This is a genomic window from Rhizobium sp. P28RR-XV, from assembly GCF_012641385.1.
Taxonomy (GTDB): domain Bacteria; phylum Pseudomonadota; class Alphaproteobacteria; order Rhizobiales; family Rhizobiaceae; genus Rhizobium.
This window is the reverse complement of record NZ_JABAIG010000009.1, coordinates 15,494-36,791: the sequence shown is the minus strand read 5'-3', so window position 1 is coordinate 36,791 and position 21,298 is coordinate 15,494. Positions and strand designations below refer to the sequence as shown.

General features: G+C 62.0%; 16 protein-coding genes. 6 read left to right on the top strand and 10 right to left on the bottom strand.

The window, feature by feature from the left end:
* Nucleotides 1-147: 147 nt before the first annotated feature.
* The 3 genes from HGP12_RS19515 to HGP12_RS19505 form a co-directional block, all read right to left on the bottom strand.
* Nucleotides 148-1,314 carry a pyridoxal phosphate-dependent aminotransferase gene (locus HGP12_RS19515; protein WP_168841063.1) on the bottom strand — a complete coding sequence of 389 codons (1,167 nt, stop codon included), beginning with the start codon at nt 1,312-1,314 and terminating at the stop codon, nt 148-150.
* Between the two features lie 142 nt (nt 1,315-1,456).
* Nucleotides 1,457-1,882, bottom strand: a complete 426-nt coding sequence (mscL, locus tag HGP12_RS19510; RefSeq protein WP_168841064.1) for a large conductance mechanosensitive channel protein MscL — start codon at nt 1,880-1,882, stop codon at nt 1,457-1,459.
* A gap of 261 nt (nt 1,883-2,143) precedes the next feature.
* On the bottom strand, nt 2,144-2,701 hold the full coding sequence (locus tag HGP12_RS19505; protein ID WP_168841065.1) for a TetR/AcrR family transcriptional regulator: 558 nt from the start codon (nt 2,699-2,701) through the stop codon (nt 2,144-2,146).
* Between the two features lie 138 nt (nt 2,702-2,839).
* Here HGP12_RS19505 and HGP12_RS19500 point away from each other — a divergent pair, with 138 nt between their 5' ends.
* Nucleotides 2,840-4,051 (top strand): MFS transporter, encoded by a 1,212-nt coding sequence (locus HGP12_RS19500; RefSeq protein ID WP_168841066.1) that lies wholly within the window; start codon nt 2,840-2,842, stop codon nt 4,049-4,051.
* 8 nt (nt 4,052-4,059) lie between these two features.
* On the opposite strand, the gene HGP12_RS19495 is transcribed toward HGP12_RS19500, so the two are convergent.
* The 4 genes from HGP12_RS19495 to HGP12_RS19480 form a co-directional block, all read right to left on the bottom strand.
* Nucleotides 4,060-4,503 carry a YybH family protein gene (locus tag HGP12_RS19495; protein ID WP_168841067.1) on the bottom strand — a complete coding sequence of 148 codons (444 nt, stop codon included), beginning with the start codon at nt 4,501-4,503 and terminating at the stop codon, nt 4,060-4,062.
* Between the two features lie 101 nt (nt 4,504-4,604).
* Nucleotides 4,605-6,815 carry an FAD-dependent oxidoreductase gene (locus HGP12_RS19490; protein ID WP_168841068.1) on the bottom strand — a complete coding sequence of 737 codons (2,211 nt, stop codon included), beginning with the start codon at nt 6,813-6,815 and terminating at the stop codon, nt 4,605-4,607.
* 13 nt (nt 6,816-6,828) lie between these two features.
* Nucleotides 6,829-8,037, bottom strand: coding sequence for an acetyl-CoA C-acetyltransferase (locus tag HGP12_RS19485; RefSeq protein ID WP_168879622.1), 1,209 nt, complete (start codon nt 8,035-8,037; stop codon nt 6,829-6,831).
* A 95-nt stretch (nt 8,038-8,132) separates the two neighbouring features.
* Complete coding sequence (locus tag HGP12_RS19480) at nt 8,133-9,929, bottom strand: acyl-CoA dehydrogenase C-terminal domain-containing protein (RefSeq protein WP_168841070.1); 1,797 nt, start codon at nt 9,927-9,929, stop codon at nt 8,133-8,135.
* A gap of 478 nt (nt 9,930-10,407) precedes the next feature.
* Here HGP12_RS19480 and HGP12_RS19475 point away from each other — a divergent pair, with 478 nt between their 5' ends.
* The 3 genes from HGP12_RS19475 (at nt 10,408) to HGP12_RS19465 (ending at nt 16,107) form a co-directional block, all read left to right on the top strand.
* Entirely contained in the window at nt 10,408-14,088 is a 3,681-nt protein-coding gene (locus tag HGP12_RS19475; protein ID WP_168841071.1) for a peptidoglycan-binding protein, read from the top strand.
* Nucleotides 14,089-14,377: 289 nt separating this feature from the next.
* A complete protein-coding gene (locus HGP12_RS19470) occupies nt 14,378-15,301 on the top strand; it encodes a sulfite exporter TauE/SafE family protein (protein ID WP_168841072.1) in 924 nt (307 codons plus the stop codon).
* Entirely contained in the window at nt 15,298-16,107 is an 810-nt protein-coding gene (locus HGP12_RS19465; protein ID WP_168841073.1) for a TIGR02186 family protein, read from the top strand. Before HGP12_RS19470 ends, HGP12_RS19465 begins: the two co-directional genes overlap by 4 nt.
* Here the strand turns inward: HGP12_RS19465 and HGP12_RS19460 are convergent, their stop codons facing one another.
* Complete coding sequence (locus HGP12_RS19460) at nt 16,108-16,611, bottom strand: helix-turn-helix domain-containing protein (RefSeq protein WP_168841074.1); 504 nt, start codon at nt 16,609-16,611, stop codon at nt 16,108-16,110.
* Between the two features lie 112 nt (nt 16,612-16,723).
* On the opposite strand from HGP12_RS19460, the gene HGP12_RS19455 reads away from it, so the two are divergent.
* Nucleotides 16,724-17,278 carry a dihydrofolate reductase family protein gene (locus HGP12_RS19455; protein ID WP_168841075.1) on the top strand — a complete coding sequence of 185 codons (555 nt, stop codon included), beginning with the start codon at nt 16,724-16,726 and terminating at the stop codon, nt 17,276-17,278.
* 1 nt (nt 17,279) lies between these two features.
* Here HGP12_RS19455 and pdeM read toward each other — a convergent pair whose 3' ends face one another.
* Together pdeM and HGP12_RS19445 are read right to left on the bottom strand one after the other, a co-directional pair.
* The gene (pdeM, locus tag HGP12_RS19450; protein WP_168841076.1) at nt 17,280-18,023 is read right to left on the bottom strand and encodes a ligase-associated DNA damage response endonuclease PdeM; all 744 of its coding nucleotides are present in this window, start codon (nt 18,021-18,023) and stop codon (nt 17,280-17,282) included.
* Between the two features lie 64 nt (nt 18,024-18,087).
* A complete protein-coding gene (locus HGP12_RS19445; RefSeq protein WP_168841077.1) occupies nt 18,088-20,598 on the bottom strand; it encodes a ligase-associated DNA damage response DEXH box helicase in 2,511 nt (836 codons plus the stop codon).
* Between the two features lie 177 nt (nt 20,599-20,775).
* On the opposite strand from HGP12_RS19445, the gene HGP12_RS19440 reads away from it, so the two are divergent.
* Nucleotides 20,776-21,294, top strand: coding sequence for an Rrf2 family transcriptional regulator (locus HGP12_RS19440; RefSeq protein ID WP_168841078.1), 519 nt, complete (start codon nt 20,776-20,778; stop codon nt 21,292-21,294).
* Nucleotides 21,295-21,298: the final 4 nt, after the last annotated feature.

Below are 21,298 nucleotides of genomic sequence, written 5' to 3'. Positions count from 1 at the left end.
GTCAACAGATGCGATGTTGGTTGGGTTCGAGAAGCCGCCACGAGTTTCCGATCTCCCCCCTTGTGGGGGAGATGTCGCGAAAGCGACAGAGGGGGGTATCAGGACCGGCCAAAGCGAACGCTGCTAGTTGCAGCGCGCAGGCCGCTCCTACAACCCCTGAATATACCGGCTCAGCCTTTCCGCCGCATCCGCCACCTGCACGGGATCACGCAGGAAGCAGGCGCGCATGAACAGCTCGCCGCCCTTTCCGAAGGCAGTTCCGGGCGCAAGGCCGACACCGGTCTTGTCGACGATATCGATGGCGGCCTTGCGGCTGTCGGTGACGCCGTCGATCTTCAGGAAGGAATAGAGCGCGCCATCCGGCTTCAGCGTCTGCACGCGATTGGTGGCGATCAGCGCATCGCAGAGGATATCGCGCGAGCGGGTCGCCTTGGCGATGTTGGAGCGGACGAAATCATCGCCCTCGTTCAGCGCTGCCACGGCACCCTTCTGCATGAATTGCGCCACGCCCGAGGTCGAATATTGCACGAGGTTTTCGATCACTTGCCCGAGTTCGGCAGGCGCGACGATCCAGCCGACGCGCCAGCCGGTCATCGACCAGTTTTTCGAGAAGGAATTGACGAAGAGGATCTTGTCGTCGGCTTCCTTGACGTCCAGGAAACTCGGCGCGCGACCGCCGGCATAATAGTAGAGCGCATAGATTTCGTCGGCCATGATCCACAGATCATGCTTGCGCGCCAGAGCCAGAATATCCCGGAGATCCTGATGGGTCGCCGTCCAGCCTGTCGGGTTGGACGGCGTATTGATGAACAGGCCCTTGGTCCTCGGCGTGATCGCCGCCTCCAGCCGGCCGAGATCGAGCGACCATTTGCCGTGCTCGAATTCCAGCGGCACGGGAACGGAGCGGGCGCCTGATATCTCCAAAGCAGCAGCGATATTCGGCCAGGCCGGCGAGAGATAGATCATCTCGTCGCCGGGAGAGGTGATCGCCTGCACGGAAAGCTGGATCGCCTGCATGCCGGAACCAACGACATAGAAATGCTCCATCGGCAGCGAGGTGCCGAAATGCCGGCCATAATAATCGGCGAGCGCCTGACGCAGCTCCGGAATGCCGCGCTGCCAGGTGTAAAAGGTTTCGCCGGCATTGAGCGAGGCCATGGCGGCGCGATTGATGAAATCCGGCGTTGGAAGATCGCCCTCGCCGACCCAGAGCGGCAGCAGGCCCTCGCGGCCGCGGGCATAATTGACGACTTCGACGATCCCGCTTTCGGGGGCTGCGAGGGCGCGCGGGCTGAGGCTATCTAGTATCGACATGCAAAGTCTCCGGTTTCCGCTTTCATAAAGCAGAGTGGCGGACAAATCCCATGACTTTGCCTTAGCGAATGATCGATTTTGGTGATGAATAAAGCCCCAGCCCTTGCGGGACCGAGGCTTTTAAAAGAGGCGGAGCCAAGCCTCAGCGTTTCGCGAGAAGATCACGGATTTCCGTCAGCAGCTGAACGTCGGCCGGCGGCGGTGCTGCCTCCGCAATCTTGTCTTCCTTGCGCTCGACCTGGGTGCGCAGCGTGTTTACGCCCTTGACCATCAGAAAGATGATCCAGGCGAGGATGAGGAAGTTGATGAGGACGGTGATGAAATTGCCATAGGCGAAAACCGCGCCCTGCGCGCGGGCGGCGGTGAGCGTCGGCGCATTGACCGCCGAGGACAGGCCGATAAAATAGTTCGAGAAGTCGAAGCCGCCAAAGATCGCGCCGACGATCGGCATGATGATATCGTCAACCAACGATTTCACGATACCTCCGAAAGCGCCGCCGATGATCACGCCGACCGCGAGATCCATGACATTGCCGCGGGCGATAAATGCCTTGAATTCATTAAGCATTGAGCAGTCCCCTTCGCGTTGCCGTTGAATTCACTGTCGGTGATTAGCACCATCTTTTTCCTTATTTTTCAACAGCAAAGTGGCACAGAAGCCTATCCAGACGCGCATATCCCACGATAATTCCATAGGCTCGGCAATTTTACCGCGCATATCGCGAGGCACGTGTTCGTCAGTTGCGAGCAACGCAATACGGGCAGTCGGATATGGATTTCAAAGCACCTTCGATGAGTCGCTTCGCGTTCACGGCCATCCTTCAGATCCTTAACGTTCCTTCGACATCACCTTCGCGATCAACTTACGGACATAATCCGGACCGGGAGCCTGGTCGAAAAGGATGCGATATATGATCGGCGAAATGACGTGGTCCATCAGTTCCGTCAGAGCCGGAAACGGCTCGCCTCGCTCCTTGGCGCGTGTAATGAAAACAGCAAGCTGCTGCTGCGTATAACCGCTGCACTTCTCAGCATTCGCCACGTCGGCGGCCGAAAGAATGTCGCGCAGCATTTGCCGCCCGACACCGGAGGCCATTTCATCGGCATATTGCTCTGCCCAGGCTTCCAGATCCTCGCGGGGGCTGCCTATTTTCGCCGGATCGCCTTCCGGCCGCAGGCGCGAGGCGGCAACGTCGGCCAGAAGCTCTTGAAGATCGCCCCAGCGGCGATAGATCGTAGAAGGCGTGACATTGGCGCGCTGCGCGATCAAAGGGATGGTGATGTCGGCGCGATCCATCGTCGCCAGCATGTCGCGGACGGATTGATGCACGGCCGCCTGCACTCTGGCACTGCGCCCGCCGGGGCGGGGATTTTCTCTGTAGCCCATAAGCCTTTGCCAATCTTTCCCTTTTGCCGCTGGTGAATGACCAGGCGCCATTCACTAAGGCAAATTATTTGCTTTTGTACGTTGGGCATCCTATATGCGCCTAACGCAATCTTTTAGCTTTAGGCTAGGATATAGTCGATGACCTCGCCCCATTCCACCGCCAGCGCACCGATTTCGCCAGCCAGACGCCTGGCGCCGTCCTACTATGCCGCGACCAGCGCCCTGTTTTTGGCCGCCTCGTCCGCACCGACACCTCTCTACCGCCTTTACCAGCAAGCCTTCGCCTTCTCGCCGGTGCTGCTCACGGTGATCTTCGCCGTCTACGCCTTCTCCCTTCTCGCCGCGCTGCTCATCGTCGGCTCGATTTCCGACCATCTCGGCCGTCGCCCGGTTATCTTCGCTTCGATCCTCCTCAATATGGTGGCGATAGCGCTATTTTTAATGGCCAGGGGTCCGGATTGGCTGATTGCCGCCCGCATCGTGCAGGGCTTTGCGACAGGCACCGCGGTCAGTTCCATCGGTGCCGCCCTTGTCGATCTCGATCCGATCAAGGGATCGATCACCAACAGCCTTGCCCCGCTTGTCGGCATGGCGATCGGTGCGCTCGCCACGGGCTTCCTGGTTCAGTTTGCGCCGGCGCCGACCCTGCTCGTCTATATCGTCACACTCGTCCTTCTCATCCTGCAAGCCGTGCTTCTATGGCTGGTGCCTGAGACAACGAACCGACGAGCCGGCTTAGTCGCATCACTGAAGCCGAAAGTTGCCGTTCCCGAGCAGGCGCGCCGGACGCTGCTGGCACTGACGCCGATCAACATCGCCGTCTGGGCGCTTGCCGGCTTCTATCTGTCGCTGGTGCCTTCGCTTGTCAGCACGACGACCGGCAGCACGGCGCCGCTGGTCGGCGGCTCCGTGGTCGCGGCCTTGACGATCAGCGGTGCTGCCGCCGTCTTCCTGCTACGCAAGAAATCCGCCACCACGATCATGAGATTCGGCATACCGACCATGACGCTCGGCATACTGACCGTTATCGCCGGCATGCATGCAGCCGAGGTCTCAATCCTCGCCGCGGGAACGCTGATCGCCGGCTCGGGCTTCGGCGCGGCCTTCCTCGGCACGGTTCGCAGCATCATGCCGCTGGCAAAGCCGGACGAGCGCGCCGGGCTGCTCTCTGCCTTCTACATCCAGAGCTATCTTGCCTTCAGCCTGCCCGCCATCCTGGCCGGCTTCCTGTCGAGGGCACTCGGATTTGCTGAAGCCGCAGATATCTACGCGGCGGCGATCCTTCTGCTCGTCGGCTGGGGTGTGCTGGCATTACGCACCGATCGAGAGAAACCACTAAGTGTATGGTAAGATTATGCTTACGGTTTAAGCTCAAGTTCGGCAAGGCCGCTGCCGTCCATCGCAAACGGCACCGACGTATGCTCGTGAACGATCTTCCAGATGCCTGCCTCCTTTCTGAGGCCGAGTGTCTGGCGAAACCATAGATCGCCTTCGACGCCGTCCGTCTTCCTGCCGGTCATATGTACAAGGCCGGTCCAGAAGGCGGCATCCCCGCCGACGGTCAGTCTCACATCGACGGCATCGCCGCCGATCGGTCCTTCCCAGGTCGAAAACCAGGCTTCCAGGCCCTTTTCGCCCTTACCTTTGTGCACCAGAGGTGCGGCCAAGGTGAAGCTGACAGTATCGTCGCTCAAATGCCTGACGACGCCGGCGGCGTCCTTGTTGCCAAGCGCGGACGCCCAGCTTGCAAGCATTGCGTTGATGGCTTCTGCCTCGTCGTGATTGCCGATAATCTCGATCATGTCATTCTCCTCGGTTTGATTAGACCCAGGCAGAGGACGAACGAAAAGGGCCGCTCCCGACAGGAGCGACCCATTATTTGTTGCCATTATGGCTTGTTGGTTCAAGCCGCCTTCTTGGCGCCGTAGGGATCGAAGCGCCCGTAGAAGGTCTCGCCCTTCGCGGCCATATCCTTCAGCAGCGCGGTCGGCTGGAAATGTGGGCCGTAGGTAGCTGCCAGCTTTTCGCAAAGCTCTACGAAAGCCTTGACGCCCATGCCGTCGATGTAGGACAGCGCGCCGCCGGTATAGGGGGCGAAGCCGAAGCCGAGGATGGAGCCGACATCGGCCTCGCGCGGATCGGTGACGATACCCTCTTCGATGGTGCGAGCCGCCTCGAGCGCGATGGTGGCGAGGAAGCGCTGCTTCAGCACGCCGACATCGACCTCATCGGCCTTCTTCTGCGGATAGAGATCCTTCAGGCCCGGCCAGAGGGACTTCTTGGCCGGCTTCGGCGGATAGTCGTAGAAGCCCTTGGAATTCTTGCGGCCGAGACGGCCCTCGCCTTCCACAAGACGGCTGATCAGCTGCATGTGACGCGGATCGACCGCCTTCTCGCCGAGATCGGCGACAGTCGCCTTCAGGATCTTGTAGGAAAGATCGATGGCGACCTCGTCGTTCAGCGCCAGAGGTCCCACAGGCATGCCGGCCATCTTGGCGGCATTCTCGATCATCGCCGCGGGCACGCCTTCAATCAGCATGTCGTAGGCTTCATGGATATAACGGAAGACGCAGCGATTGACGAAGAAGCCGCGTGTGTCGTTGACGACGATCGGGGTCTTTTTGATGGCGGCGACGTAATCGAGTGCGACAGCGAGCGCATGATCGCCGGTTTCCTTGCCCAAGATGACTTCCGTCAGCATCATCTTCTCGACCGGCGAGAAGAAATGGATGCCGATGAAATCGGAGGGGCGCTTGCAATTCTTGGCAAGACCTGTGATCGGCAGCGTCGAGGTGTTGGACGCGAAGACGGCGCCGGCCGGCAGCACGGCTTCGACGGCCTCGACAACGGCCTTCTTGACCTCGCGATCCTCGAACACCGCTTCGATGACAAGGTCGGAATCCTTCAGATCGGAATAATCGGCCGATGGCGTGATGCGGGAAAGCAGGGCTGCGCCCTCGTCTTGCGTCAGCCTTCCCTTACCGATCGAATCCTTGACCAGACCCTCGCCGACACCCTTGCCCTTGGTCGCGGCATCGATATCGCGATCGATGAGCGTGACCGAAATGCCCGCGGCCGCGGTGACATAGGCGATGGAAGCACCCATGAAGCCGGCGCCGACGACGCCGACCTTCTTCAGCTCCGTCTTCGGTTGCCCGGCCGGGCGGCGGGCGCCCTTGCCGAGTTCCTGCATGGAGATGAACAGCGAGCGGATCATCGAATAGGCTTCGGTGGTCTGCAGAACATGGGTGAAGTAGCGCTGCTCGATCTTCAGGCCGGTATCGAACGGAACCTGGAGGCCTTCGTAGACGCATTTGAGGATGGCGAGTGCGGCCGGATAATTGCCTGAGGTCTCGCGGCGCAGGATCGCCGGCGCCGCCGGCCAGAGCTGAGCCGCCGCTGGCGTCCAGATGCCGCCACCCGGCGCCTTGAAGCCCTTCTCGTCCCAGGGAGCGACAGGCTTCAAACCGTCCTTGATCATCTGCTTGGCGGCCGGGATCAGTTGATCCGGCTCGACCACCTGATGCACCAGGTTCATCGCCTTGGCGCGCGCCGCCGTCAGCGACTGGCCGGTCGTCATCATCTGCAGGGCAGATTGCGCATCCGTCAGCCGCGCGATGCGCTGCGTGCCGCCAGCGCCGGGGAAAATGCCGACCTTGACCTCTGGCAGGGCGATCTTGACGCTCTTGGCGCTGGAAGCGACACGGCCGTGGCAGGCGAGCGATAGCTCGAAGGCGCCGCCCATGCAGGTGCCGTTGATGGCCGAAACCCAGGGCTTGCCGCAGGTTTCGAGCTTGCGGAACAGGCCGGTCATGCGCCCGACTAGATCGAAGAGCTTCTGGGTTGCCGCGGCCGGATCCTTGGCTTTCTCCTCCCGATAGAAGGAGAACATGGACTTGATCATCGACAGATCGGCGCCGCCGGAGAAGGAGGATTTGCCCGAGGTGAAGACCACACCCTTGACGGCGGCATCGGCGACGGTCGCGTCGATGATGGCGTTCAGCTCTTCGAGAATTTCGGCGGTAAAGACGTTCATGGACTTGCCGGGCATGTCCCAGGTAACGAGTGCGATGCCGTCCGCGTCGGTCTCGACGGTGAAATTCGTGTAAGTCATTGGTTTCCCCTCCTCAGACGCGTTCGACGATCGTGGCGGTGCCCATGCCGGCGCCGATGCAGAGTGTAACGAGCGCCGTGTTGAGATCGCGGCGCTCCAGCTCGTCCAGCACGGTGCCGAGGATCATCGCGCCGGTAGCACCGAGCGGATGGCCCATGGCGATGGCGCCGCCGTTGACGTTGATCTTGTCATGCGGAATCTCGAAAGCCTGCATGTAGCGCAGCACGACGGCGGCGAAGGCTTCGTTGAGCTCGAAGAGATCAATGTCGGCAAGCGACATGCCGCTGCGCTTCAGGAGCTTTTCGGTGACGTCCACCGGGCCGGTCAGCATCAGCGCCGGGTCGGAGCCGACATTGGCAAAGGCCTTGATACGGCCGCGCGGCTTCAGCCCCATGCTCTGACCGCCTGCCTTGGAGCCGAGCAGCACGGCGGCGGCGCCATCGACGATGCCCGAGGAATTGCCAGCGTGATGGACGTAGTTGATGCGCTCCACTTCCGGATGCGCCTGGATGCCGACGGCTTCGAAGCCGCCCATTTCGCCCGGCATCTGGAAAGACGGATTGAGCGAGGCGAGCGCCTGCATGTCCGTGCCGGGGCGCATGTGCTCGTCGCGGTCAAGAATGGTCAGGCCGTTGATATCCTTGACCGCAATGACGGAATTGTTGAAATAACCCTTCTCCCAGGCATTGGCGGCGCGCTTCTGGCTCTCGACGGCATAGGCATCGACGTCGTCGCGGGAGAAGCCGTATTTGGTGGCGATGAGATCGGCCGATACGCCCTGCGGCATGAAATAGGCCGGGAAGTTGACCGAAGGATCCATGAACCAGGCACCGCCGGACATGCCCAAACCAACGCGCGACATGCTTTCGACACCGCCGGCAATGACTATATCGTCAGCCCCTTGCGCGATCTTGGCTGCGCCGAAATTCACGGCATCGAGGCCGGAGGCGCAGAAGCGCGAGATCTGCATGCCGGGGGCCTTTGTGGAATAGCCTGCCTCGAAGGCGGCGCCCCTCGGAATGACGGCGCCGGCTTCCATGACCGGATCGACGCAGCCCATGATGATGTCGTCCACCGTCTCGGTATCGAGGCCGTTGCGGTCGCGGATCGCCTCCAGCGTCTTGGCGGCGAGGCGGACGGACGGCACTTCGTGCAGCGCCCCATCCTTCTTGCCCCGCCCGCGCGGCGTGCGCACATGGTCGTAAATGAAAACCTCGGTCATGTCTCATCTCCCTGCGGCGGCAAGCCGCCTTCGAACTCAGTATATAGCGACCAAAGCCGCGAATTCCCCTTCTCCCCTCGGGGAGACGGTAGAACTCAAAAAGCTTCCGCCGCCATTTCCATCATCGTGTCGGCGCCGGTTTCGATGCGGGTCTTACGCAATGCCGTTTCCGGCATGATGCGCTCCATGTAGAACCGCGCCGTGACAAGCTTGTTCTTCAGATAATCCTCGCGCGCGCTGTCGCCGTTCGCAAGGCCCGTCTGCGCCGCCTTTGCCATCTTCGCCCACATGTAGCCGAGGACGACGAGGCCGAAGAGATGCATGTAGTCGGTCGAGCCGGCGCCGGCATTGTCGGGCTTGGCCATAGCGTTCTGCATGAACCACATGGTCGCGGCCTGAACGTCGTTCAAGCCCTTCTTCAGATGCTTGGTGTAGAAAGCCATCTGCTCGTCGTTGCGGTTTTCCTCGCAGAAATCGCCAATCTCCTTGAAGAGCGCCATAACCGCCCGGCCGCCGTTCAGCGCCAGCTTGCGGCCGACGAGATCGAGAGCCTGGATGCCGTTGGCACCTTCGTAGATCATGGCGATGCGGGCATCGCGGACATACTGGCTCATGCCATGCTCTTCGATATAGCCATGGCCGCCGAAGACCTGCTGCGCCATGACGGCGTGTTCGAAGCCCTTGTCGGTCATGACACCCTTGAGGATCGGCGTCGCAAGGCCAAGGATATCGTCGGCCGACTGACGCTCCTTCTCATCAGGAGAGCGATGGGCGATATCGGACTTCAGCGCCGTCCAAAGCAGAAAGGCGCGGCCGGCTTCGTTGAAGGCGCGGATCGTCATCAGCGAGCGGCGGATATCGGGATGGACGATGATCGGATCGGCCTTCTTGTCCGGTGCTTTCGGGCCGGAAAGCGAACGGCCCTGGATGCGCTCGCGGGCATAGTTGGCGGCATTCTGATAGGCGATTTCAGCGACGGAGAGACCCTGCAGGCCAACGCCGAGACGCGCCTCGTTCATCATGACGAACATGGCGTTGAGGCCCTTGTTTTCGGCGCCGATCAGGAAGCCCGTGGCCTCGTCATAATTCATGACGCATGTGGCGTTGCCGTGGATACCCATCTTGTGCTCGATCGCGCCGCAGGAGACCGGATTGCGCGCGCCGAGCGAACCGTCTTGCTTGACGAGGAATTTCGGCACGATGAACAGCGAGATACCCTTGGTGCCTTCAGGCGCGCCTTCGATGCGGGCGAGGACGAGATGGACGATATTGTCAGTCATGTCGTGCTCGCCGGCGGAGATGAAGATCTTCTGCCCGGAAATCTTGTAGCTGCCGTCTGCCTGCGGCACCGCCTTGGTGCGCAGCAGGCCGAGATCGGTTCCGCAATGCGGTTCCGTGAGGTTCATGGTGCCGGACCAGGTGCCCTCGACCATCTTCGGCAGATAGGTCTGCTTCTGCGCGTCCGAACCGTGGACGAGGATGGCGGCGATCGCGCCCTGTGTCAGGCCCGGATACATCATCAGCGACATGTTGGCGGCGGAGGTATATTCGCCGACGGCGCAGTGCAGCACATAGGGAAGCCCCTGCCCGCCGAACACCTCCGGCACCGCCAGGCCGAGCCAGCCACCTTCGCGATAGGCGCGATAGGCCTCCTTGAATCCCTTCGGCGTCGAGACCGTGCCATCGTCATGGCGCACGCAGCCTTCCTGATCGCCGGAATAGTTGAGCGGGAAGAGCACTTCCTCCGACATCTTGGCCGCCTCGCCGACGATCGCCTCGATCATGTCGGGCGTGGCATCGGCATAGCCCGGGAGATTGTTATAGCGCTCCAGCCCGAGCACATCGTTCAGGACGAAGAGTGTATCGTTCACCGGGGCCTTATAGACTGGCATTTCTCGAATTCCTCCAATTCGCCGCCGGACCTCAGATTCCGGCCACTGGCTATCCTTACAAAATATTGACGTTTGCGTAAACGTCAAATTTCGAAAGGATGTTGAAATTTTGGTGAAGGCGATCGAGGGGATGGCTGATACCCACGCGCCGCGAACCCTATCCGGCAGCCTACATGTACTGCCTGCTCACAAGAATATCGGGCCGCGAGACAGCAGAACCGAAATAAAAGGTTAAGACTTCCCACAAACTTAACGAGTTGTTTACCACGTTTTGTAAATTGTACGAGTTGAGCGGCAGTGCTTCGCGCTTCTTCAACTTATCCTTTGAAGGCGCGCCGTTTTGCAGCTCGGTTTGAGGAAAGCCAATACATTTATCCCTTTCCGAACGGTGGGATGCAGGCGGTGCGGCAAAGCCACGACGTCTTCTTTCCGTCAGTATATTGGCCCGGGTGGTCCATAGTTCGAAGCGAGCAAAGATATGAGCGGATCGCGATCAAATCCTACCGGCACGGGCGACTGGGCGTCCCTGGATGCTCTGAGCCGCACGATCGAAGGGCTGGAAGCGCGCATCGAGGGGCTGATGGGTACGGCCGCCTCCCGCGACACGCGCCAGCATGCCGTCGCCGGCTATGCACCCGCGCCGGAACGCGCAGCAGCAGCGGAGCGGATGCCGCCGCGCGCCGAACGCGAGCAGCTCGCCAGCCGACCCTATGAACGCCCCGTGCGCAACGAACGTCCCGAGAGCGATCCTCGCTCCGATCCGCTTGCCGAGATCCGCCAGCGTCAACGCGCGCTGGAAGCAAACCGCGAACGGCTGCAGGCGCGCCGCGAGGACGTTGCGCATGCCGAGCCGCAGCCGGCGCGGCGTCTGCCCGATGCCTATGCCCAGCGCCAGCCGATGCGTCCTTCGGCTGAAAACTCCGTCGACATCGCACAGGCACTCGTCAACCTTCGCCAGGATTTGAAGCGCGACATCGCCGAGAGCGTGACCCGCGAGGTCGGCGCCTTGCGCGCCGAAATCCGCGATATTCGCGAAAATGCCGAGGACAAGCATTTCGTCGCCGATGTCCGCGAGGACATGGCCCGGCTCGCCGACAGCATCAACCAGCTCGCCGGTCAGCCGGAAACGGCGGGCCTGAAAGCCGAATTCGACGAGCTGCGCTCGCTGATGGACGGCCTCGCCCGCGAGGAATCCCTGCATCATGTCGGGCGCCAGGTGAAGGCGATCGATACGACGGGCCTGCAGGACGAGCTCGTTTCGCTTGCCTATCGCCTTGACGACATCAAGCAGCAGCTCGGCGGCATGAACGACAGCCCGGCCGTGCATGCGCTGGAAAACAAGCTGCTGACGATCGCGACCGCGATGGAGAGCCTCGGCTCCATGATGCAGCCGCAGGATCAGGCCATGCAGCGGCTGGAAGGCCGCCTGAGCGGCCTTGCCGACCAAATCGACCTGATGGGCCGCGATGCGGCGCGGCGCCAGCCGGCTGACGACCTTTCCGGCCGTCTCGAGGCGCTCGCCATGCGCATCGACGAGCTGGGCAGCGCCAAGGCCGTCGCCCGCCTCGAGGAACGCCTCGACCAGCTCTCGTATCTGATGGAGCACTCGCAGAAGGCGGCGCCGCAGCCCGAACTCGTCAGCTACCTCGCCGATATCTCCCACAAGATCGATGCACTGGAACATGGGTCCGTCGACAATGCGCTGGCGGACCGGCTGGACTACCTTGCCCGCCGCATCGACGAGATGGATTTCCATCCGCCGCTTCCGGCTGCCGGCATCGATGACGGCCTGGTTCGCCGGCTGGAGGGACGCCTCTCCGACATTGCGGCACGGCTGGAGGCCAGCACGGCCGCACCGCCCACGGATATGCAGGCGCTACGCAGTCTCGAAGAGCAGATCGCCAACCTCTCGACATTGTTGACGAACGAGCCACGGGCCATGGCCGATCGCATGACCTCGGATTTCGACCACCGGATGAGCGCGATCGAAGACTATATGGCGACCAATGACGAATATGTCATCGAGGCGGCACGCCATGCGGCGGAAGCCGTCGTCGAGGCCTATTCGCGCGGAGGCATGACGGGCAATGGCGTGCAGGCCGCCGACATGTCCGCGCTGGCGGCACTTGCCGAGGACCTTCGCCATCTCGAGGACATCAGCCGCGCCAGCGACGAGCGCACGCACCGCACCTTCGAAGCGCTGCACGATACGCTGCTGCAGATCGCCGACCGGCTCGACCACATGGAACATCGCAGGCCGGCGCCTCTGATGCCGGCCGCGGCATTCGAAAGCGACGTTTTCGCCCAAGAGGCTGCTCCGGCGATAAAGCCGCCGATGGCCGCGCAACAGCAGAAGGCTGGGCCGATCATCCGCACGGTCGCGTCTGCCGAAGCCACCATCTCCTCCGAAGCCGCCGTCGCACAGGCGACCGACGCCAATACGAAGGCTGAAATCAAGGCTGCCGCCAAGAGCGGCAAGACCAGCCTCTTCGCCAGCCTCGGCAAGCGCTTCTTCACGCCGGAAAAGGCCGAGCCGATCTTCCCGCCGGACCGTCCCGTGATCGAGCAGGCCCCATCGATCGATCCGGCCGACCTGATGCCCGGCGAAGAGGCCAACGAATTGCTGGAGCCGGGCTCCGGCGCACCCGATATCAAGAAGATTCTCGAGCGCGTACGCGCCAGCCAGAATGCGTCGCGCAGCGGAAATGCGCGTCAACCGACGGAAAACGAGCGGGCTGATTATATCGCGGCTGCCCGGCGCGCTGCACAGGCGGCGGCCATGGAAGTCGACCAGACGCAGCGCTCGGCTCCCGTCTCCAAGAAGGACGCGAAAAAAGGCGGGGCATTCTCGCGCTTCCGCCGGCCGATCCTGCTGGCCGTCGGCGCGGCACTTCTCGCCATCATGGCCTTCCCACTGGTCAACACGCTGACGCGCGGTCACAAGGCGCCTCCGCCTGCCGAAGTCTCCTCGATGATCGCGCCGCCGGCCAATGCCGCGGGCAGCAACGTCGTGGCGACGGTGAACCCGGCCGATAACAAGCTGCAGCCCGCAGTCAACCAGGCTGCAGCACCCGCAGGCTCGACCGAGACAACGGACACTCAAGCTGCAAGCGCGCCCGCCAATCCGGCGCCTGCACCCGCAAGCCATCACCTGACGGCAGCAGCGCCGCTCGACGGCAACCAGGCGGCAAGCGAGACCTTATCCCCTGCCGGCACCGCCGCACCCGCGCAGCAGACGGCTGCTTTCGTCCAGCCGGACAAGGCGGCCGCAGCTCCCGTTGCTGCCCCGGCGGCGCCGGAGATCGCGGTGCCCGACGGCATCCAGCCGCCATCGCTCGTCGCAGCCGCCAAATCGGCCGACCCTGTGGCGCTCTTCGAAATTGGCGCACGCTACACGGATGGACGCGGCGTCGCGGCCGACATGAAGCAGGCGGCAAGCTGGTATCAGCTTTCGGCCGAAAAGGGCTATGCGCCCGCGCAGTACCGCCTTGCCAGCATGTATGAGAAGGGCAACGGCGTCGATCGCGATCTCGTCAAGGCCAAGCAATATTACGGGCAGGCGGCCAATCAGGGCAATGCCAGCGCCATGCACAATCTTGCCGTCCTTTTTGCTTCGGGCACGGCCGGACCGCAGGACTATGATTCCGCCGCAAGCTGGTTTACCCGCGCCGCCGATCTCGGCGTCTCCGACAGCCAGTTCAACCTCGCGATCCTCTATGCACGCGGCAACGGCGTGAAACAGGACCTGCAGGAATCCTACAAGTGGTTTGCGATCGCCGCAAAGAGCGGCGACAAGGACGCCGCCCAGAAGCGCGATGAAGTTGCCAATGCGATGAAGCCGGCCGACCTCGAAAGCGCCCGCGCCAAGGTCGACCTTTGGAAGGTTCAGCCGGCCGATGCCAAGGCCAACGGCACCGACATTCCCGACGAATGGGCTACGGGCAAGGGCGTGAACACGGCCTCCATCGACATGAAGAAGGCCATCCGCAACATCCAGGCCATCCTCAACAAAAGCGGCTTCGACGCCGGTGCGCCGGATGGCGCCATGGGTGACAAGACGGTGGCCGCCCTGAAGAGCTTCCAGAAATCCGTGGGCTTGCCGGCGGACGGACGGGTGACCGATCAGGTGGTCAAGGAGCTTCTGGCCCGCAACAAGTAGGCCCGAGATCCTTTACGAAAAGCAGCTTATCGAACATGCCGGTGCGACCACACCGGCATGTTTCATTTGGCAGGGCTCGCGCAGCCTCACTCCACGTCATTCTTCCCCTCCGAGCGCAACGTCACAGAAATGCGAAAAAAGCCGCGCTAGAGTGAGCCCGGCTATTCGAAAACTGAAACGGCACGGCTTTTCCTAAGGCTCTGGCAAGGATTTCAGATTAGAATCCGCCGTTTAAAAGGGGAAAATGGTTCAGGCTCGGCCATCGGCCGCCTGTAGGTGGGAACAGCGCGTGACGATCTATCTGCCGATTGCAGAACTGTCGGTGAATATCCTCCTTATTCTCGGCATGGGCGCCGCCGTCGGGTTTCTTTCCGGCATGTTCGGCGTCGGCGGCGGCTTCCTCATCACGCCTCTCCTGATCTTCTACAATATCCCACCTGTTGTCGCGGTCGCCACCGGCTCCAACCAGGTCGTCGCCTCCTCGGTTTCGGGCGCGCTCACGCATTTCCGCCGCGGTTCGCTCGACCTGAAGCTGGGCGCGATCCTGCTTGCCGGCGGCCTGGTGGGCGCGACATTCGGCCTCTGGCTATTCGTCCTGCTGCGCCGGCTCGGCCAGATCGACCTGATCATTTCCCTGATCTACGTGCTGCTGCTCGGCACGGTGGGAACGCTGATGCTGTGGGAGAGCGTCAGGGCCATGCGCCGGGCGGCCGGCAAACTGCCGCCTTCGACCGGCAAGCCGCGCCACCACAACTGGGTGCAGCGGCTGCCGCTGAAGCTGCGGTTCAAGAAATCCAAGCTCTATCTCAGCGCCATCCCGGTGATCGGCCTCGGATTCTTCGTCGGCATGCTGACGCCGATGGGTATCGGCGGCGGCTTCATCCTCGTCCCGGCAATGATCTATCTGCTGCGCGTACCGACCAATGTCGTCGTTGGCACCTCGCTGTTCCAGGTCATCTTCGTGACTGCCTTTACCACCATCGTGCAGGCGGCCACCAATTATTCCGTCGACGTCGTCCTGGCCTTCCTGCTGATGGTGGCGGGGGTGATCGGCGCACAATACGGCGTGCGCGTCGGCCAGAGGCTGCGCGGCGAGCAATTGCGTGCCCTACTCGGCCTGCTCGTCCTGGCCGTCGGCCTTCGCCTGGCGATCGCCTTGGTGGTAACGCCGGCCGATTTCTATTCGGTCGTCATGGAGGGCGTGAGCCGATGAGAGGTTTCGGGCTGCTCATCGCCGTGACACTGCTGCTTGCGCCGCTTATGGCCCGAGCGCAGGTGATGCTCGACCAGCCGACGACCTCGACCACGGCGCGAGAGACGATGGAGATCGGCACCTCGACGAGCGAGATCGCCATCACTTCCGATTTCACCGGCGCCGATCTGACGATTTTCGGCGCCCTGTCCAATACCGACCAGCTGCTTCTGGCGATCGGCCAGTATGACATCGTCGTCGTGCTGGAAGGCCCGCGCGAAAACGCCACGGTGCGCCGGAAGGAACGGGTCTTCGGCATCTGGGTCAATACCCGTTCGATGACGTTCGAGCATGTGCCGGAAGCCTACTCGCTGTCGAGCACGCGCGCCGTCGATAATATCACCACACCGCTCGAACTCAGCGATCGCGGTATCGGCGTCGAGCATATTCCGCTGACGCCGCTCGGCTTCGTCGGCAATGTCGGGGATGTACCGGAATTCCGCAACGCCTTCCGGCGGCTGCAGAAGACAGGCGGCCTTTATGAAAGCGACCCGGCAGGCGTGCGCTTCGTCAGCTCCTCGCTGTTCAAGGCGACGCTCAGAATTCCCGCCGATGTGCCGAATGGCGTGCACACGGTGCGCGCCTACCTCTTCAAGAGCGGCAAGTTCCTGAGCGAGAAATCCTTACCGCTGCGCGTCATCAAAACAGGCATAGAACAGACCATTACCGATGCCGCGCACCAGCAACCGATCGCCTATGGCGTGTTCTCCGTGTTGCTGGCCCTCGTCACCGGATGGGGTGCGAGCTTCATGTTCCGGAAGAACTGATCAGCCGCTTTTCCTGCGATTGACGACTTCGAGATAGGCCTCGGTCAGCCGGCCGAGCACCGAAGGGGTGCCTGGCGGCAGCTCCTTGCCGAGATGCTTGACGCGCAGCTCGTCCATGAAATCCTCCCAGAGCGTCGAACCGCCATTCTCCAGAAGCTCCGCCCGGATCGACAGTTCCTCCGACACCGGAAGATGCTTGCGCCCCCAGGCGCCCATATGGGCAAAGAGCGGCACGAGATCGATCGCCATTTCCGTCAGGCTGTAGATGGCCTTCTGCTTGTGGGTCGGATCATCCCCACGGGTCAGCAGGCCGCGCTCCACCAGCCGCTTCAGGCGGTCGGCGAGGATATTGGAGGCGATCCCCTCCTGCGACTTCTGCAGCAGCTCGCGAAAATGCCGGCGATTGCCGAACATGATGTCCCTGATGACGATCAGGCTCCAGCGATCGCCGAGGATTTCCAGCGTCAGATTGATCGGGCAGCCGGAACGATGCAGCGCGTCCATAATGATCTCCAAAAACCACTTGCATTTTGCCATCAGTTTGACTAGCTTGCAACTACTTGCTTTTAGCAACCAGTTTTAATTATGACATGGTTATCAAAACGGAGGAAAAGTGATGAGGAAGCTTGTTATCTGGAATCTCATGACGCTCGACGGCTATTTCGAAGGAAACAAGCCCTGGGACCTCGATTTTCACATGCTCGCCTGGGGCGATGAGCTGGAACACTATGCGAAAGAGCTCGGCAAGGAAGGCGATCTGCTGATCTTCGGCCGCAAGACCTATGAAGGCATGGCCGCCTATTGGCCGACCGCGACGGAAACATCCGATATCGCCGCCTACATGAACGGCATCGCCAAGATTGCCGCCTCGCGGACGCTCGACAAGGCGGATTGGAACAATACCCGCGTCGTCGGTGACATTGTCACTGAAGTGAAGAAGCTAAAGGAAGAGCCTAGCAAGACCATGTTCGTCTTCGGCAGCGCCGAGGTGACGGATGTGCTCCTCAAGGCGGGGCTGGTGGACGAGCTGCGGATCTGCCTCGTTCCCGTCGTGCTGGGATCGGGCAATCCGCACTTCAAGCTGGCAGCCGAACAACGGCCGATGAAGCTCATCGACTCCACGCCCCTCAAGACGGGGGCCGTCATCCTGCGTTACGAACCCGCGAAGTAGCTTAGGCCGAGAGGTTGCCGAACCTTACGGAATAAATGCGGTCGCGGCCGAGCAGGTGGGCGATCAGGCTTTCCCGCTCGAAGAGGCCGGCCATGGCCTTATGACGAAGATCGAGGCCGCCGGTCATCACGCCAAAGGCTGGCATCAGCAGGCGGGCGCCATCCGTTGCGAAGCACGGGCGGCGCACCGATTTCTCCCGCCTCCGAACGGTGGCGGAGGGGTGCAGATGGCCGGCGATCTCGCCGGCCTGCCGCCCCACCCTCGGTTCATGGCGGAAGGTCAATCCGCTATAATGCATTTCGTCGACCGAGTGCCCAGGCAGATCGACCGTGCCGTCCGGATCGTGATTGCCGTTGATCCAGATCCATTCGCGGCCACGCGCCATATTGACGATGAGGCTGCGAAACTCTTCCGGCAGATGCCGCGAACCGACCCGGTCGTGGAAATTGTCACCGAGCGAGACGACGAGCTTCGGATCGTAGCGGGAGATGACGGCGGCAAGCACGGTCAGCGTCGCCAGCGTATCGTAGGGCGGCAGCAGCATGCCGCGACGGGCGAAGGCCGCGCCCTTTTCCAGATGCAGATCGGAGGCGACGAGAATGCCGCTATCCGGCAGATGGAGTGCACCCATCGGATCGCAGACGGCGGCCACGCCTTGAACGACGGTTTCGACGCCCGCGGCGAACGCACGTCCACCGGCGTCTTGGCCATTCAAGTCCCGCGCCAGCGCCAGCCTGTTGATCACGTCGGTCTATCCTCATTCGTCCGTTCGCACGGTGCCGCGCCGCCCATCGGCTCGGCATCATACTCTATTCCATCGCCTCGCGGATCAGATCGTCAGCCGCTTCGGCAAGCAGGACATCGTGAGCCTCGCCCGGCACCGGCACCTTGCCGATTTCCAGCATCACCGGCACGGCGAGCGGGGAAATATGGTCCAGCGCGCGATGGGTGATATGGCCCTTGATTCGCTTCAGCATATCCGCAAGACGGCCAATATCCAAAAGTCCGGTTGCCGCATCCTGCCTCGTCGCCTGCAGCAGAATATGGTCTGGCTCGTGGCTGCGCAGCACGTCGTAGATCAGATCGGCCGAGACGGTCACCTGGCGGCCCGTCTTTTCCTTCCCCGGATGCCGGCGCTCGATCAAGCCGGCTATCACGGCGCAATTGCGGAAGGTGCGTTTCAAAAGGAAGGATTCGTCGAGCCAGGCCTCGAGATCGTCTCCGAGCATATCCTCGTCGAAGAGGTCGGAAAGACTGAGCCGCCTGTTGGCGATCATCAGCCCCATATCCTCCAGCCCCCATATGCCGAGCGAATAATCGGTCGCGACGAACCCCATGGGCTTGGCGCCCGCCCGCTCCAGCCTCCGGGTCAGGAGCATGCCGAGCGTCTGGTGCGCCAGCCTCCCCTCGAAAGGATAGGCAACCATGTAGGCGCGGCTGCCGCGCGGAAAGGTCTCGATGAGAAACTCGTCGCGCTTTGGCAGCAGCGACTTGTCCTTCTGAATCTCCAGCCAGTCGCGCACCTGATCCGGAAGGCGGTGCCGGCGGTCGGGGTCGGCGATCATCGCCCGCACCTGATCGGCGAGATAGGTCGACAGCGGAAACTTGCCGCCGGCATAAGAAGGGATTTTCGGATCCAGCGAGAAGGCCTGCGAGGCCAGGCATTCGCTCTCGCGGATGCCTTCGAAGCGAAGCACCTTGCCGGAAAAGAGAAAGGTATCGCCGGGCGAGAGCTGCTCGACGAAATATTCCTCGACTTTGCCGAGCGGCGCACCGCCTCTTCCGAGCGAACCAAGCGCATTGCGCTTCACCATACGGATGTTCAGCATCGCTTCTTCGACTATCGTGCCGAGGTTCAGGCGATATTGCTGGGCGACCTGCGGATTGGAGACACGCCAGCGCCCGTCCGCCATCTTGCGGATGCGGGCATAGCGCTCATAGGTCCGGAGCGCATAGCCGCCGGTGGCGACGAAATCGACGATGCGTTCGAAGGTTTCCCAGGAGAGCTCGGCATAGGGGGCGGCGCTCTGCACCTCATCATAAAGTTCGAGCATATCGAAGGGCTCGGCGCAGGCCATGCCGAGCACATGCTGGGCGAGAACGTCGAGCGCGCCGACGCCGATCGCCGGCGTATCCTGCGCGCCGATATAGTTGGCGTCGAGCGCTGCCTGGCATTCCATCACCTCGAAGCGATTGGCCGGCACCAGAATCGCCTTCGACGGCTCGTCCATGCGGTGGTTGGCGCGGCCGATGCGCTGGGCAAGGCGGCTTGCACCCTTCGGCGCACCGACATGGATGACGAGATCGACATCGCCCCAGTCTATGCCGAGATCGAGCGTCGAGGTGGCGACGACGGCACGCAGCCGGTTCTCCGCCATGGCCGCTTCCACCTTGCGGCGCTGGCCGACATCGAGCGAGCCATGATGAAGCGCAATCGGCAGATTGTCGTCATTGGCCGACCATAGCTCCTGAAAGAGCATTTCGGCCTGCGAGCGCGTGTTGACGAAGAGCAGCGTCGTGCGATGCGCCTTCAGCTCGCGATAGATATCGGGGATCGCATATTTGGCGGAGTGGCCGGACCAGGGGATGCGCTCTTCCGTCGACAAGATCGAGATATCCGGCTTGGCACCGCCTTCGACGATGACGAGGCCGGCATGGCGCTCCTCCCCCGGCTGCTGCGCCGCCAGCCATTTCTGCAGGTCCATGGGGTCGGCAACCGTCGCCGAAAGGCCGATGGTCTGGACGCGGGGCGCCAGCCTGCGGATGCGAGCAAGGCCCAGCGACAGCATATGACCGCGCTTTGAGGTGACGAGCGAATGCAACTCGTCGAAGACGATGTATTTCAGATCCTTGAAGAAGCGCTCGGCTTCGCGATTGGCGAGCAGCAGCGCCACCTGCTCGGGCGTCGTCAGCAGGATATCGGGCGGATTGAGCTTCTGGCGCTGCCGCTTGCCGCTTGGCGTATCGCCCGTGCGGTTTTCGACCGACACCGGCAGGCCCATTTCCGAGACGGGCTTCATCAGGTTGCGCTCGATATCGACGGCGAGCGCCTTCAAAGGCGAAATGTAAAGCGTGTGGATGCCGGTGAAAGCCGAGCCCGGCGGGATCTTGCCGCGCCGGGTGATATCCGTCAGCGACGGAAGGAAGCCGGCGAGCGTCTTGCCCGCTCCGGTCGGCGCAATCAGCAGCGTGCTTTCACCCGCTTCGGCGCGGGCTAGCAATTCCAGCTGATGAGCGCGCGGCTGCCAGCCCTTTTCCGCGAACCAGCGGGTGAAGGGGGCAGGCAGGGCAAGGGGTCGGTCGGCGTCGATCTGGTCCACGGGCTGAATGTAGTTGAAATGTGGAGGATAGGAAGCGGGGGATTGGAGAAGCACGAGTACGAGTTAGACGTTCCTTTGCCAAGGCCGAGGATGACGGCGTGTCGGGACGTTCGCATTTCCAACTTGACTCCCATCATAATCACGGATAAAAATTATCCACGATTAGAGAGGCTGAAAATGAAGCTCGGAGACGGTGTCGAACAATCCATTCATTGCGTTGGCATGCTGGCGGGATTGTCCGATGGCGGCGTGCTTTCGGCAGCTGCCCTTGCGGAATTTCACGGCGTTTCGGTCAGCTATCTTCTGAAGCATCTGCAGGGTCTTTCGGGCGCCGGCATTCTCGACACCGTGCCGGGCCCGAAGGGCGGCTACCGGCTGGCGCGCAAGCCGGCGGCGATCAGCCTGCTTGACATCGTGCTGGCAGCGGAAGGTCCGGCGCCTGCCTTTCGCTGCGCCGAAATCCGGCAACGCGGACCAAATCCGCTGCCGGGACGTTACTTTACCAAGCCCTGCGGCATCAATGCCGCCATGCTGGCGGCCGAGCGCGTCTATCGGGCTGAACTGGCCAAAACGAGCATCGCCGACGTGCTGATCGATCTGACAGAGACGGATACGGACGGCGGCATAGCCGCGAGAGGCTGCGCCTTTCTCGCGCTTCATGAGCGCAAGACAAAAGCTGAACCTTCAAAAACTTGAACCC